The organism is Agrobacterium sp. RAC06 (assembly GCF_001713475.1).
Lineage (GTDB): Bacteria > Pseudomonadota > Alphaproteobacteria > Rhizobiales > Rhizobiaceae > Allorhizobium.
The window spans coordinates 762475-775856 of record NZ_CP016499.1; the positions used below are offsets into that span (position 1 = coordinate 762475).

14 protein-coding genes are annotated in these 13382 nt (G+C 60.8%); 6 read left to right on the plus strand and 8 right to left on the minus strand.

Features of this window, described 5'->3' with window-relative positions:
- Positions 1–158 precede the first annotated feature (158 nt).
- The 3 genes from parE to BSY240_RS03520 all read left to right on the plus strand — a co-directional run bounded on the left by parE (position 159) and on the right by BSY240_RS03520 (position 4061).
- Positions 159–2213, plus strand: coding sequence for a DNA topoisomerase IV subunit B (gene parE, locus BSY240_RS03510; protein ID WP_069043814.1), 2055 nt, complete (start codon positions 159–161; stop codon positions 2211–2213).
- A gap of 58 nt (positions 2214–2271) precedes the next feature.
- Positions 2272–3510, plus strand: coding sequence for an AI-2E family transporter (locus BSY240_RS03515; protein ID WP_150127393.1), 1239 nt, complete (start codon positions 2272–2274; stop codon positions 3508–3510).
- Positions 3511–3650: 140 nt separating this feature from the next.
- The gene (locus BSY240_RS03520; RefSeq protein WP_054148047.1) at positions 3651–4061 is read left to right on the plus strand and encodes a hypothetical protein; all 411 of its coding nucleotides are present in this window, start codon (positions 3651–3653) and stop codon (positions 4059–4061) included.
- Between the two features lie 4 nt (positions 4062–4065).
- Here the strand turns inward: BSY240_RS03520 and BSY240_RS03525 are convergent, their stop codons facing one another.
- The 3 genes from BSY240_RS03525 to BSY240_RS03535 all read right to left on the minus strand — a co-directional run bounded on the left by BSY240_RS03525 (position 4066) and on the right by BSY240_RS03535 (position 6544).
- Positions 4066–5205, minus strand: a complete 1140-nt coding sequence (locus BSY240_RS03525; RefSeq protein ID WP_069041432.1) for a DUF2336 domain-containing protein — start codon at positions 5203–5205, stop codon at positions 4066–4068.
- 146 nt (positions 5206–5351) lie between these two features.
- Positions 5352–5960 (minus strand): flavin reductase family protein, encoded by a 609-nt coding sequence (locus BSY240_RS03530; protein ID WP_069041433.1) that lies wholly within the window; start codon positions 5958–5960, stop codon positions 5352–5354.
- Positions 5960–6544 (minus strand): nitroreductase family protein, encoded by a 585-nt coding sequence (locus BSY240_RS03535; RefSeq protein WP_069043816.1) that lies wholly within the window; start codon positions 6542–6544, stop codon positions 5960–5962. Before BSY240_RS03535 ends, BSY240_RS03530 begins: the two co-directional genes overlap by 1 nt.
- 110 nt (positions 6545–6654) lie before the next feature.
- Between BSY240_RS03535 and BSY240_RS03540 the strand changes: the two genes are divergently transcribed.
- Positions 6655–7608 (plus strand): hypothetical protein, encoded by a 954-nt coding sequence (locus BSY240_RS03540; RefSeq protein WP_054148045.1) that lies wholly within the window; start codon positions 6655–6657, stop codon positions 7606–7608.
- Positions 7609–7612: 4 nt separating this feature from the next.
- Here BSY240_RS03540 and BSY240_RS03545 read toward each other — a convergent pair whose 3' ends face one another.
- The 5 genes from BSY240_RS03545 to BSY240_RS03565 form a co-directional block, all read right to left on the minus strand.
- A complete protein-coding gene (locus BSY240_RS03545; protein ID WP_069041434.1) occupies positions 7613–8452 on the minus strand; it encodes a lysophospholipid acyltransferase family protein in 840 nt (279 codons plus the stop codon).
- 102 nt (positions 8453–8554) lie between these two features.
- Positions 8555–10552 (minus strand): threonine--tRNA ligase, encoded by a 1998-nt coding sequence (gene thrS, locus BSY240_RS03550; RefSeq protein WP_069041435.1) that lies wholly within the window; start codon positions 10550–10552, stop codon positions 8555–8557.
- 116 nt (positions 10553–10668) lie between these two features.
- On the minus strand, positions 10669–11097 hold the full coding sequence (locus BSY240_RS03555) for a DUF2267 domain-containing protein (RefSeq protein WP_069041436.1): 429 nt from the start codon (positions 11095–11097) through the stop codon (positions 10669–10671).
- Between the two features lie 65 nt (positions 11098–11162).
- Complete coding sequence (gene yidD / locus BSY240_RS03560) at positions 11163–11531, minus strand: membrane protein insertion efficiency factor YidD (RefSeq protein ID WP_069041437.1); 369 nt, start codon at positions 11529–11531, stop codon at positions 11163–11165.
- Position 11532: 1 nt separating this feature from the next.
- Complete coding sequence (locus BSY240_RS03565) at positions 11533–11979, minus strand: iron-sulfur cluster assembly scaffold protein (RefSeq protein ID WP_054148040.1); 447 nt, start codon at positions 11977–11979, stop codon at positions 11533–11535.
- Between the two features lie 270 nt (positions 11980–12249).
- Here BSY240_RS03565 and folE point away from each other — a divergent pair, with 270 nt between their 5' ends.
- Both folE and hisI read left to right on the plus strand, forming a co-directional pair.
- Positions 12250–12855 carry a GTP cyclohydrolase I FolE gene (gene folE / locus BSY240_RS03570; protein WP_069041438.1) on the plus strand — a complete coding sequence of 202 codons (606 nt, stop codon included), beginning with the start codon at positions 12250–12252 and terminating at the stop codon, positions 12853–12855.
- A gap of 14 nt (positions 12856–12869) precedes the next feature.
- The gene (hisI, locus tag BSY240_RS03575) at positions 12870–13322 is read left to right on the plus strand and encodes a phosphoribosyl-AMP cyclohydrolase (protein WP_054148038.1); all 453 of its coding nucleotides are present in this window, start codon (positions 12870–12872) and stop codon (positions 13320–13322) included.
- The last annotated feature ends 60 nt before the right edge of the window (positions 13323–13382 follow it).

The following is a 13382-nucleotide window of genomic DNA, read 5'->3' on the forward strand; positions in this document are numbered from 1 at the left end:
GCCCGAATTCAACATGCGCCGGCTCTCTGGCCCTTCGCGCCTGCCCTGCCTATCTGGCACAATCCGACCGATTCGCAGATGCGACTGGCCTGATGCGGCGGCTTTATGAAGGTGCCGCGAAGCCGGCATCGAACAGCAACAGAGTATCGAACGACGCCATGGACGACAACGATCTCTTTTCCGGCATGCCGCTCGCCCAGAAGGTCGAGGCGGAAACCGTGACGACGCCGACACCGACCCCTGCGCCTGCCGCGCGACCGGCGGCCCCTGCTTCGACGGCGGGACCTGAGGAATATGGCGCGTCTTCCATTCGCGTTCTCGAAGGCCTCGAGCCGGTGCGCATGCGTCCGGGGATGTATATCGGCGGCACGGACGAAAAGGCGCTGCATCACCTTTTTGCCGAAGTCATCGACAACTCGATGGACGAAGCAGTTGCAGGACACGCCAACTTCATCGACGTGCATCTGGATACCCAGGGCTTTCTGACGGTCACGGATAACGGTCGCGGTATCCCGGTCGAACTGCATCCGCAGGTTCCGGGCAAGTCGACGCTCGAAGTGATCATGACCAAGCTGCATGCCGGCGGCAAATTCGACGGCAAGGCTTATGAGACTTCAGGTGGTCTGCACGGCGTCGGTGTGTCCGTTGTCAACGCGTTGTCCGACCTGCTCGAGGTTGAAGTCGCCCGCAATCGCAAGCTCTATCGCCAGACCTTTTCGCGCGGCGTGCCGCAGGGCGGGCTTGAAGAACTGGGCGAAGTGCACAACCGACGCGGCACGCGGGTACGCTTTCACCCCGATCCGCAGATCTTCGGCGATCATGCAAAGTTCGATCCGGGCCGGATCTTCCGCATGGCGCGGTCGAAGGCCTATCTGTTCGGCGGCGTCGAGATCCGCTGGTCCTGCGATCCGGGCATGGTGCCCGAGGGTGGCGACATCCCGGAGAAGGCCGTCTTCCACTTCCCCGGTGGCCTGAAGGACTATCTTGCCGCGACGCTCGGCAAGGACTTCACCGTCACCCGCGAGATCTTCGCCGGCAAGACCGAGAAGACCGGCGGCCATGGCGCGATGGAATGGGCTGTTACTTGGTATGGCGGTGACCCGGCTCTGCATTCCTATTGCAACACCATCCCGACGCCTGAAGGCGGCACCCATGAAGCCGGTCTGCGCATTGCGCTGACCAAGGGCTTAAAGAACTATGCTGAACTGACGCAAAACAAGCGCGCAAAAGAAATCACCACCGACGACGTGATGATTTCTGCTGTCGGCATGCTGTCGGTTTTCATCCGTGAGCCTGAGTTCGTCGGCCAGACCAAGGACAAGCTCGCGACCGTCGAGGCCCAGCGTCTTGTCGAAAACGTGCTGCGCGACCCCTTCGACCATTATCTCGCCGACAATCCCAACGAAGCGGCCAAACTGCTCGACTGGGTGATCGAGCGCGCGGAAGAGCGATTGCGCCGCCGCAAGGAAAAGGAAGTCAATCGCAAGACGGCCGTGCGCAAACTGCGTCTGCCGGGCAAGCTTGCCGACTGCTCACAAAACACGGCCGAAGGCGCCGAACTCTTCATTGTCGAGGGTGACTCGGCTGGTGGCTCGGCCAAGCAGGCGCGCAACCGCTCCAATCAGGCGATCCTGCCGCTGCGCGGCAAGATCCTGAACGTCGGGTCGGCGAGCCGCGAAAAGCTGATGGCCAACCAACAGATCGCCGACCTGATCCAGGCGCTCGGCTGCGGCACACGGACGAAGTATCGTGACGAAGACCTGCGTTACGAACGCATCATCGTGATGACCGATGCTGACGTCGACGGCGCACATATCGCATCGCTGCTGATCACCTTCTTCTATCAGGAAATGCCCGAACTCATCCGCGGCAACCATCTCTATCTCGCGGTGCCCCCGCTTTACGTCATTCGCCAGGGCGCCAAGACGGTCTATGCCCGCGACGACGCCCACCGGGCCGAGTTGATGGAGACCGTATTCAAGGGCAAGAAGGTCGAGATCGGACGCTTCAAAGGTCTCGGTGAAATGATGCCGGCGCAGCTCAAGGAAACGACCATGGATCCGAGCAAGCGGACGCTGCTCAGGGTCGGCATCGATGACGTAGATTTCGAGGGCACGCGGGACGCGGTAGACGCCTTGATGGGAACGAAGCCTGAGGCCCGCTTCCGCTTCATCCAGGAGCGTGCCGCCTTCGCCGAGAACCTCGACATCTGAGGCATAGTGACGATCACTTCCGGGGCCGCCGCTTGTTTCCAGCGCGAGAATGCGCCATATGCAGGGCAGCATTAACGGGATAGTCCAGAACGTGAGTCAGGCTGAAATTCAGACCCCGTCGAAAGGGCCGCGTTGGCTCGGTCAGGCAACGGCAAATCGCATCGCCCTGATTACACCGATCTCCGTCGCACGCTGGCTGCTGGTACTGATCGGCATTGCCGCGATCTACTTTTTCCACGGTTTCGTCGTGCCTGTGATGGCCGCGCTCGTCATCGCCTTTGCAAGCTGGCCGCTTTACCGCCGGCTGCTTGAACGCATCGGCGGCAACACGACGATCGGCGCAACGATCGCGCTCATCGCCATCTTGGCCTTCCTCATCATCCCGATCGGCATCGCGATTTCTTATGCGGTTGACGAGATACGCCAGTGGATCAGCTGGGCGGTGCAGGCAAACGAGACCGGAGCCCCGCCTCCGGCCTGGATTGCGGCCCTGCCACGCATCGGTGACTGGCTCGTTGCGCAATGGAACGAGCATATCGGGCAGCCAGGTGCGATTGGCGAACTCATCCAACTGGTGAGTGGTGCCAATATCGGCAACATCTATCGGGCTGTGATCGCCGCAGGAGATGGTCTTTTCCATCTGGTGTTGACGCTTCTGTTCATGCTGATCGCCCTCTTCTTCGTCTATCGCGATGGCGCCAACTTCTCGCGCCAGCTCGACCTGCTCGGCGAGCGCATTCTGCCCAACCGCTGGGAACGGATTTCACGCGTGGTTCCCGCGACGATCAGTTCCACTGTCACAGGCATGACGCTGATCGCAATCGCCGAAGGCATCATTCTCGGCATCGCGTATTGGCTCGCTGGCGTGCCCTCCCCGGTCACCCTGGGCGTGATCACCGGCGTCATGGCACTCATTCCGGGTGGCGCACCGCTCTCGTTCACACTGGTTTCGATCTATCTCGTCGCCAGCGGCTCCATGTTCGAAGGCGTTGCCCTTTTCGTCTGGGGCTCGGTCGAGCTCTTCATCGTCGACAAGACCGTCCGTCCGCGCCTCGTCGGAGGTCCAATCAAGCTGCCGTTCCTGCCGACCTTCTTCGGCCTGGTGGGCGGCGTGAAAACCATGGGCTTCCTCGGCCTGTTCATCGGCCCGGTGCTGATGGCGCTCCTTGTCTCCATCTGGCGCGAGTGGATCCGCGAGGTCGAACGCTCCGACGACGTCCTTCCCGTGGACGAGCAAGGGGAACTCGATCTCTTCACCGATTCGGGCCGTGAAGCCACGCGGGTTTCGATCGCCTAGCGGGATCTGCTGGTGCACGAGTTTTCGGCGCGTACTCGCCTTAAGCCCTTCGTCGACGAAGCAACGGTATCCTGCCTTGCTTCGGCTCCAATCATTCTGTTTCGTCTGACCGCCGACGACCCTGACGGGAGCCCCCTGCGATGAAGACTGCACTGATCATGATGACGATCCTTGGCTGCGACGACAGCGTCAGCCATTGCGAGTTCGTCGAGACGCCGGTCGAGCGATTCGTCTCCATCGAGCTGTGCAACGCTGCATCGGAACAGGTCCTGGGGCGCTATACCAATATCGGCTATCCGACGGCCGTTGCCGTCTGCCAGACGCCTCCACCAGAGATCATGGAGGCACTGGCTGCGCAGTCACCGCAGACGGACAGCAGTGCTGCGATTGTGGTGCCGACAGCAGAACAGGAGCGTACACTAAAGGATCGTGCGATCGACGCGGTGCGCGAAGTCCTGCCCGGCAAGGCTGCGATCAAGATGATCTTCGAGAAGCCGATCCACGTTGTCTCGGAAAGCTATTCATGGGTCGCCAAGAAAATCGTGCCGTGACGGGTCAGGCGGCGGCGAGCGCGAAGCCGGAGGCATAATCCCGCGCCAGACGCCGCTCCTCGGCGATGGCGAGCCGCTCGATCATGTCGACGAGCGCACTTGCAGGTTCAGTAAGATTGCTGTCCCCGCGATAACGCTGCACAAGGCGATGGGCGATGTGATCGAGGTCGAAGCCGCTCGCCGACTGGATAAGCCCACGCCACAGCATGACGGCATCAACGAAAAGCGGGCTGACATCGCGGCCGAGACCTGCGGATTCCAAGAGTGCGCGCACGGCGTGGAAGCGTCCGGTTGCGAGGATAGAGCGCACGCGGCGCTCGTCGAGCCCGGAAATCGCAACGATGGCGCAAGAGAAGAAGTCGGTCCGGCCAGCGCATAGCGCATGCATCAGGAAGGCGGGAGTCAGCCGGCCTGCGACCCTGAGCTGCTCCGTCAGGCGCGCGAGTTCGTCGCCATGAACGTCGGCAAGCAGGGCGATGGTGGCGCTGTCGCCAGCTTCGCGTGCGATTCGCTCGATGCGACGACTGCCGATGGCGCCGATCACCAAACCTGAGCCGGCGAGCGCTTCAGTGACGAACTGGACGAGGAGTTGCCGCACACCACTCGTCAGATCGTCACGATCCAGAAGAAGGGCGCGGATTCGTTCACTGTGGCCGTGACGCTCGGCAATGCGGCGCAGGGTAAAGGCCGTGATGCAGGCGCCGGGATTTTCCAGGAGGACCTCAAGCTCGGCCGCATCGCCGATCTCAGCAAGTGCTGCGGCCACGCCAACGCTGACCTTCTTGCGAGCAGCAATCAGGGCACGGGTTTCGACGGTGCCACGGCCGGCAATGTCGACCAGATCGGCATCTGACAGAACCGGCGAGCACAGAATGACGACCGAAGCGATTTCCGGCTGATCCTCGGCCAGCGATACCATCAAGGCCCGTGGAGCCCGCTCTTCCGGGGCAAGAATATCGGCGAGCGCGAGCCGCACCTGTGGTGCCGGGTCGTCGAGCAGATAGGTCATCGCCATCTGAGCTGCCTGGCGCTCGTCCGGGGCCATGTCGGACTTCAAATAGGCGCGAGCAAGCGCGTTTGCTGCACGCGCCCGATCCTGCGTCTTTGCCGTTTCGACCCATCTGAGAAAAGCTGCAACGATCAAAGTCGAACCCACTCGCCACCTGTACAAACCCGAAGCATTCGGTGTTTTGACAGTAGGATCAAAGTGTTTAAGAAACGTTCACCACGTTCATTAACCACAACACTCGACCCGGTTCAGCACCGTGCGGACCGGGTCGAGATGCCATGTCAGGTCCTCTGGCTCGGCCGTTTGAGTTCGAAGACAGGCCCCATGCCGGCATAGTCCATATAACCCAGGCGCATGATCGGGTCGGCAACAGCCAGATCGAATCGTCCGTTCCGGATCACCGCGTCGGCAATATGGATGCCGACGACCTGGCCGAAGACGGCATGGCTGTCGGTGTCATTCCCGTCCATGTCGGGCAAGGTCAGAACCTTGGTCACCCGGCATTCGAGCGCCGCTACGGCTTCCCCGACAAAGGGAGCGTCGACGATTCTCCCGGGTGCGGGGGTCAGACCCGCCAGCTCGAATTCATCCGTCTCATAGGCAACGGCGGCCGACGATTCGTTCATCCGGTCCATCAACGTCCGGCTCACGAAGCTTGCCGTGAAGACGCCGGTTTCCTCGACGTTCCTTAAGCTGTCCTTGCGGCCGCCGGACGAGAACATGACCATTTTCGGTCTGTCGCCGACGGCGTTGAAGAAGGAATAGGGGGAAAGATTGCGGGTACCATCCCTGCCCTTCGTGCCGATCCAGCCGATGGGCCTCGGCGCCACGATCGCCTTGAAGGGATCATGTGCCATGCCATGGGCATTCGTCTCGGTGTCATAGAACATCAGTCTTCGCCACCCTGCCAGGAAACAAGATCTTCCACCGCCGGACGCGGACGCTCGACGATCGGAAACTCGGTCGAGCCGATGTGAATGAATCCGGCTACCTTCTCACCGGCCTTTACGCCGAGAAGCGGATGGGCGCGCTCGTCGAAGGCGAACCATTCACTGAGCCAGTTCGATACATAGCCATGGGCATTGGCCGCCATCAGCAGATTGAGGCAAAGGGCACCGGCGGACATGACCTGCTCCCATTCCGGGATCTTCGCATGCGGGGCTGCCGTCGAGATCACAGCAACGACCACCGGCGCCCGGGTGAAACGCGCGCGTTCGACCTGGATCATCTCCTCGGAAAGACCAGGGTTCTTTTCCACTGCCATCTTAAGCAGTTCTTCGCCGATGCGGACGCGTTCTTCGCCACGGTAGACGATGAAGCGCCAGGGAGCGATCTTGCCGTGATCGGGAACGCGGACCGCCAGCGTCAGAATCGACTCGATTTCCGCCTTGTCCGGACCCGGTTCGCACATCTGAAAGGCGGGCACGGAGCGGCGAACTGCGAGATAATCGAGCAGCTTGATGTCTTTTTTCATTTTCTTGATACCTTCATAGGCCTTTACGGTAGCGGCAGGTCTTGAAATTGCCATGCGGTTCGGTTTGAAGTTGCCGGCATTGGGAAGGAAGTCAACACACAGTGCATCGCATGTCACGCCAATCTGGTCTTGTCCGACTGCTGCTCTGGCTACTCGTTGCCTCGGCGGCAGCGTCGCCGTCTTTTGCTCAGGAAGCCTTTGAGACCTTCAAACAGCTGAACGGCTCGACCAAGATGCCTAAGCTGAAGGCGTTTTCGGCTCCGGGTGCAGCCGCGATCGCCAATGTGACGCAAGGGCGCAGCGTCAAGCTCGATGCCAAGCTGACCGACCAGGGCGAACCGATGCAGCATGGGCTGTCCTGGCGCGTGTTCAGCCCCATTCCCGGGGCCGACGGCAAGCTGCCCTTGCTTGCCAGTGCCGAAGGTGGTTCGGCCGCGTTTCAGCTGGCGCCCGGTGACTATTTCGTCAACGTATCCTTCGGGCGTGCAGGTGCTACCAAGAAGCTCAACGTGCCGGTCGAAGGTGAGGTTGCCAATCAGGTTCTCGTGCTTGATGCTGGCGGCATGTCGCTGAGTGCCATCTCTGGCGCCGACACCCATATTCCCGACAAGCAGTTGAGTTTCGACATCTATGCCTCCGAGGTCCGCGAGGACGGAGAGCGCGGCTTAGTGCTTGCAGATGTAAAGCCTAACACCATCGTGCGTCTGAACGCCGGAACCTATCATGTCGTGTCGGAATACGGCTCGATCAACGCCGTGGTGCGCGCCGACATCACGGTCGAAGCCGGCGAACTGACGGAAGCGACCATCCAGCACCGCGCTTCCCAGGTGGGCTTCAAGCTGGTCTCGGAAGAAGGCGGTGAAGCGATTGCCGATACCGCCTGGTCCGTCCTGACGTCAGGCGGTGACATCGTGGCGGAAAGCGTCAGCGCCTTCCCGGTGATGGTGCTGGCTGAGGGCCAGTACACGGCGGTTGCCCGCAACAAGGACAAGCTCTTCCAGCGGGATTTCGAGGTGAAGGCCGGGGTCAACCTGGATGTCGAGCTGATGCTCGACCAGCCCTGACGCCTCAAGCGACGCGGCGAAACTTGCTTCGTTCGACGGGCGCCATGCTGAAAACCGCGCCGAAAAGCCTTGCCAAGAGATCCTTGCGGTCCGCATGCGTGCTCAGCTCTTCCCACGGAATCATCACCCCGACACGTGCTCGGATCGTCGAACCGGACAGACGGCGGAACTCGCGGATCAGCAGCGACACGCGCAACGTCAGTGAGATCTTGCTGGCGAGATGAAAGAGACGCCCGTTCTGGCCTTCGAAGAAAACCGGCACGACGTTGGCTTTCGCAGCCTGGATGAGCTTGGCCGGAAACATCTTCCAGGGAAGGTCCTCGGCGCGCCCGAAACCTTTCTTGGCGGTCGCGACGCCGCCTGCCGGGAAAATCACGACCGTCACGCCTTCCCTTAACAGACGCAGCGCTTCGTGCCGGGTCTGCATGTTGATGGCAAGTGCTTCCTTGGTTTCCTCGAACGAGACGGGCAACGAGTAAGGCGCCATTTCCGGCACCTTCAGAAGTTCGTTATTGATCAGCACACGGAACGGACGGCCGAGCTGTTCAGCCAGCGCGAGGACAGCGATGCCATCTCCGATGCCGAAGGGATGGTTGGCAACGATGACAATAGGCCCTTCGGGAATGTTCGCCGGCGGCCAGTTGCCTTCGATCTTCAGGTCGACATTGATCAGGTCGAGCATCTTGCCGAAGACGCGATCGGTCTTGCCGACGATATCGTTGCGCCAGATTTCATAGAGCCGGGTAAAGCGGTCGCGACCGGAAAGCCCTTCGATCGAGCGGATGAACCAGCGCTTGAGCTTAGGGTCGCGCTCGTTGGCATAAGAGAGTTCTTTGAACTTCACGGGAAGGCTCCGGTGATACGGAAGGTCATCGGACCGTCATATGCCGTTTCGATGACAGCCGTCTGACAGTGCGGCAACACACTGTCAGACGGTCGATCCTAGTCAGACCTTGCGGTTCGCCAGCTTGCGCTTGACGTCCGGCGGGGTCGCTTCGCCTGCCAGCACAGCTACAGCCTCAGTCAGCGGCATAGACACCTGGTCCTGCGAACCGAGGCGGCGAATGTTGACGGTCTTTTCTTCCGCCTCGCGCTTGCCGCATACGATGATCACCGGCACCTTGGTGACGGAGTGCTCGCGGACCTTGTAGTTGATCTTCTCGTTGCGGAAGTCGGTCTCGACCTGCAGGCCCGCGTCGCGGAGCTGCTCGGCCACTTCACGACCGTAGTCGTCGGCATCCGAGGTGATTGTCGCAACGACGACCTGCAACGGCGCGAACCACAGCGGCATGTGGCCGGCAAAGTTCTCGATCAGGATGCCGAGGAAACGCTCCATCGAGCCGCAGATGGCGCGGTGGATCATGACCGGCTGAACCTTTTCCGAGTTCTGGTCGATGTAGAAGGCACCGAAGCGTTCCGGCAGGTTGAAGTCCACCTGAGTCGTGCCGCACTGCCATTCACGACCGATGGCATCGCGCAAAGTGTATTCGAACTTCGGACCGTAGAAGGCGCCCTCGCCCGGCAGGATGCCGGTCTTGATGCGGCCGCCGGACTGTTCTTCGATCTGCTTCAGGACGTCCATCATCACGCTTTCGGCGCGATCCCAGAGGTCGTCCGAACCGACGCGCTTTTCCGGACGGGTCGAGAGCTTCACGACGATCTCGTTGAACCCGAAGTCCTCGTAGACCGACAGGATGAGATCGTTGATGCGCAGGCATTCGGCCGCCATCTGCTCTTCCGTGCAGAAGACGTGGGCGTCGTCCTGGGTAAAGCCGCGGACGCGCATAAGGCCATGCAGCGCGCCGGAGGCTTCGTAGCGATGAACCGTGCCGAACTCGGCGAGGCGGACGGGAAGCTCGCGATAGGATTTGAGGCCATGCTTGAAGATCTGCACGTGACCCGGGCAGTTCATCGGCTTCAGGGCGAAGACCTTCTGGTCGGCTTCCTCGTCATCCGGATGCATGAAAGCATGCGCCGACTTCACGGCAAACATGTTCTCCTGGTACCAGCCCCAGTGACCCGAGGTCTCCCAGAGCGACTTGTCGAGGATCTGCGGCGCGTTGACTTCCTGGTAGGTCCCATCGAGTCGACGGCGCATGTAGGAGGTCAGCGTCTGGAACATGCGCCAGCCCTTGCCGTGCCAGAAGACCACGCCGGGGCCTTCTTCCTGGAAATGGAAGAGATCCATTTCACGGCCAAGCTTGCGGTGGTCGCGCTTTTCGGCTTCGGCCAGGATATGCAGATAGTTGTCCAACTGCTCCTGTTCGGCAAAGGCCGTTCCGTAGATGCGGCTCAGCATGGCGTTGTTGCTGTCACCGCGCCAATAGGCTCCGGCGACCTTCATCAGCTTGAAGGCCATACCGATCTGCCCGGTGGACGCCATATGCGGCCCACGGCAGAGATCGAACCAGTCGCCCTGATAGTAGATCTTCAGATCCTGGTCTTCCGGGATCGCATCGACCAGCTCGACCTTGTAGTTTTCGCCCTTGGAGGCAAAGACTTCCTTGGCCTTGTTGCGCGGCCAGATTTCCTTGGTGAATGGCTTGTTGCGCTGGATGATCTCCTTCATCCGCTTTTCGATCTTCGGCAGATCCTCGGGCGTAAAGGGCTCAGCCTTGGCGAAGTCGTAGTAGAAGCCGTTCTCGATCACCGGCCCGATGGTCACCTGCGTACCGGGCCAGAGCTCCTGCACGGCCTCGGCCATCACATGGGCAGCGTCATGGCGAATGAGTTCCAGTGCCCGCGGATCGGTGCGGGTGACGATCTCGATCTTGCCATCAACGATCGGGTCCGAGAGGTCGCGCAGGGTGCCGTCGAGCGCAATGGCGACGGCCTTCTTTGCCAGCGACTTGGAAATGGACTCAGCGACCTCAGCGCCGGTCGTGCCGGCTGCGTATTCGCGGATAGAGCCATCGGGGAAAGTGAGAGATACGGAAGCGGACATAAACGTCTCCTGATCCAGTCCCGCCAACGAATGCGGGTGGTGAAAATTGCGGGGTTAAAACCTCGCCACGAACCGGCGCTTGATAGGCTGAAAGTGCTGATGAGTAAAGGATCTTGCTAGACCGATCCCATCGACCAGAAGCCGCGGGCTTCGTCGGACAAGGTCTTCATGACCCGGTCGAAGGCAGCAGGATCGACATGTCGCCTGATCGTTGAAGTTACTTCTTCGATCGCGGTTTCGGTCGACAGATTGTGTTCGTGGCGGAAGGCGCGGACTTCCTTCATCAACGCATCCCTTTGAGCAAAGGGCACCCTTGGAGATTCGACATCCCAATCGCTGACGAAGATGGCGCGCAAGACGGGCGGCAGCACATTTGCGAAGGATATGGCCTCGGCAAAGGTCAGCCGCCGCCGGAAGACCTGCAGCACAGCCTGCAACATCGTATAGGCCTGATGCGACGATGTGAGCATCGAGGTCGTGACCAGATCCTTCATGAAGGCATCGAAGTCGGCGGAGGCCTGGCGATATTCGAGTGGCATGGGCATGCGTCATCTCCCGAGCGATTCGGTGTATCAATCTCAGGGCGTCGTCCGGCCGCCTTGAATACGAATCAGGTCGCGTGCTTGCGACCGAAGGTCCAAAGCCGCCAGGGCGCGTACCAGGTGAAACGCTGAGTCAAAACCTCGGGCACGGGATCCGGCCCCCAGGTGCCGCCGGGACCGCAGCGAACGACGCGAAACAAGGTCAGCCATCCGCCGTGCCAGAGACCATGGCGCGCGACAGCCTCGTAGCCATATTCGGAACAGGTTGGCATGTGGCGACAGGAGCTTCCGACAATGCTGGACAAGGTCAGCTGGTATACGCGGATCAAGCCCATGCCGAGCAGCCGGCCCGGGGTCTTGCGGAACGGCCCCTGCCAATTGCGGCTCTTCAGTCCACCGCCCGCCGGCTGGTGACCGCAATCGGGGCTGTTGCACATGTTAGCTGGCCTCGGCGGCCGCAGCCGGGGATTCGAGACGGTCCAGACAGTCGACGACTGCGTCAAAAGTGAGCATCGTGGAGGCGTGGCGTGCCTTGTAGTCCTTTACGGGCTTCAGGAAGCGCATGTCCTCGAAGCGACCCGAGGGTCCCTCTCCGTCTTCCTTCAACATGGCCAGCATGTCCAGTCGTGCCTGCCGCAGTTCGGCCGATGTCGCCCCGACCACATGGCGGGCCATGATTCCCGACGAGGCCTGACCCAATGCGCAGGCCTTCACCTCATGGGTGAAATCGGTCACCACGCCGTCGCGAACCATAAGATAGACGCGAACCTTGGAGCCACAGAGCTTGGAATGCTTTTCCGAAACGGCATCCGCTTCGGCGAGCACGCCAATGCGGCCGATGTTTCCGGCAAATTCGAGGATCTTGGTGTTGTAGATGTCGTCCATGGTCAATCCGGTTCAGCGCCTCTCCCGTATATAGGAAGGAGTTCTGGCAATGCAGCCTTCATCATGTCGCAGCGGCCGTCTTTTCGTCGTTCTCGCAGGACACTATATCGGACTGACAGAGGCAGGACAAACGCAGGCTGGCCACGGACGAAACGATCTTCTCGGCTGAAACACCGATAACGGACTTGCATTATGAGCCGCATTACGCCTTTACAATCCGGCAAAGCCAAACCAGCGGCTCGCCTCACGCGGGACCGGGAGACCAAGGCCATGGATGCCATCGTCAAGAAACTGTCCGTCGAAGCCCCGCGGCCGACGCGCGAAGAGGCCGAACAGGCCGTGCGCACGCTTTTGCTCTGGGCAGGTGACGACCCGGAACGCGAGGGCCTGCTCGATACGCCGGCACGCGTGGCAAAGGCCTATGAAGAGCTGTTTTCCGGCTACAGCGCTGACATCGAGGACGTGCTCGGTCGGACCTTCGAGGAAGTCGGTGGCTATGACGACATGGTGCTCGTCCGGGATATCTCGTTCTTTTCGCATTGCGAACACCACATGCTGCCAGTGATGGGCAAGGCGCATGTCGCCTATCTCCCCAACGGCCGCGTACTCGGCCTGTCGAAGATTGCGCGCGTCGTCGATGTGTTTGCCAAGCGCCTGCAGACGCAGGAAAACATGACCGCACAGATTGCCCAGGCGATTGACGAGAACCTGCTGCCACGCGGGGTTGCGGTATTCCTCGAGGCCGAGCATATGTGCATGGCCATGCGCGGGATCCAGAAGACGGGTTCCACGACGCTCACCACAACCTTCACCGGCGCCTTCAAGGACAATGCGGCCGAACAGGCCCGCTTCATGTCCATGGTTCGGAGCCGCTAAGACTGCGAGTGCCCATGTCCGCTTTTGTGTTCGACGCCCCCTCGGCAGACAAGAAGATCCTCGAGGAAGGTCTCGCCTTCACCCCCAAGTTCGATGACCATGGGCTTGTGACCGCCGTCGTCACCGATGCGCGTGACGGCGAGCTGTTGATGGTGGCGCATATGAACGCCGAAGCCATCGCGCTGACGCTCGAAACCGGGATCGGTCACTATTACAGCCGCTCCAGGGCCAAGATCTGGAAAAAGGGCGAGAGCTCCGGCAACCTTCAGACGGTCAAGGAAATCAAGGTCGACTGCGACCAGGACGCGATCTGGCTGAAGGTCGAGGTCGCCGGTCATGATGCGACCTGCCATACCGGACGCCGCTCCTGCTTTTATCGGACCGCCCAGCTCGTTGACGGCGAGCCGTCTCTCAAGATTGCCGACGACCACCGGCACTTCGATCCGGATAACGTCTACGGCCATTGACCTCTGGCGTCTGCATAACGAAATCGTAAGCAGACGATGTCCTAATGGAGCCCTGAGTGT

Bases quoted from the DNA above. Each gene is read 5' to 3' on its own strand.
- folE (WP_069041438.1), top strand. From the start codon at position 12,250: ATGGATGCCATCGTCAAGAAACTGTCCGTCGAAGCCCCGCGGCCGACG.
- hisI (WP_054148038.1), top strand. From the start codon at position 12,870: ATGTCCGCTTTTGTGTTCGACGCCCCCTCGGCAGACAAGAAGATCCTC.
- yidD (WP_069041437.1), bottom strand. From the start codon at position 11,531: ATGTGCAACAGCCCCGATTGCGGTCACCAGCCGGCGGGCGGTGGACTG.
- BSY240_RS03530 (WP_069041433.1), bottom strand. From the start codon at position 5,960: ATGTTCTATGACACCGAGACGAATGCCCATGGCATGGCACATGATCCC.
- parE (WP_069043814.1), top strand. From the start codon at position 159: ATGGACGACAACGATCTCTTTTCCGGCATGCCGCTCGCCCAGAAGGTC.
- BSY240_RS03535 (WP_069043816.1), bottom strand. From the start codon at position 6,544: ATGAAAAAAGACATCAAGCTGCTCGATTATCTCGCAGTTCGCCGCTCC.
- BSY240_RS03555 (WP_069041436.1), bottom strand. From the start codon at position 11,097: ATGCCCATGCCACTCGAATATCGCCAGGCCTCCGCCGACTTCGATGCC.
- BSY240_RS03520 (WP_054148047.1), top strand. From the start codon at position 3,651: ATGAAGACTGCACTGATCATGATGACGATCCTTGGCTGCGACGACAGC.
- BSY240_RS03565 (WP_054148040.1), bottom strand. From the start codon at position 11,979: ATGGACGACATCTACAACACCAAGATCCTCGAATTTGCCGGAAACATC.
- thrS (WP_069041435.1), bottom strand. From the start codon at position 10,552: ATGTCCGCTTCCGTATCTCTCACTTTCCCCGATGGCTCTATCCGCGAA.
- BSY240_RS03540 (WP_054148045.1), top strand. From the start codon at position 6,655: ATGTCACGCCAATCTGGTCTTGTCCGACTGCTGCTCTGGCTACTCGTT.
- BSY240_RS03515 (WP_150127393.1), top strand. From the start codon at position 2,272: ATGCAGGGCAGCATTAACGGGATAGTCCAGAACGTGAGTCAGGCTGAA.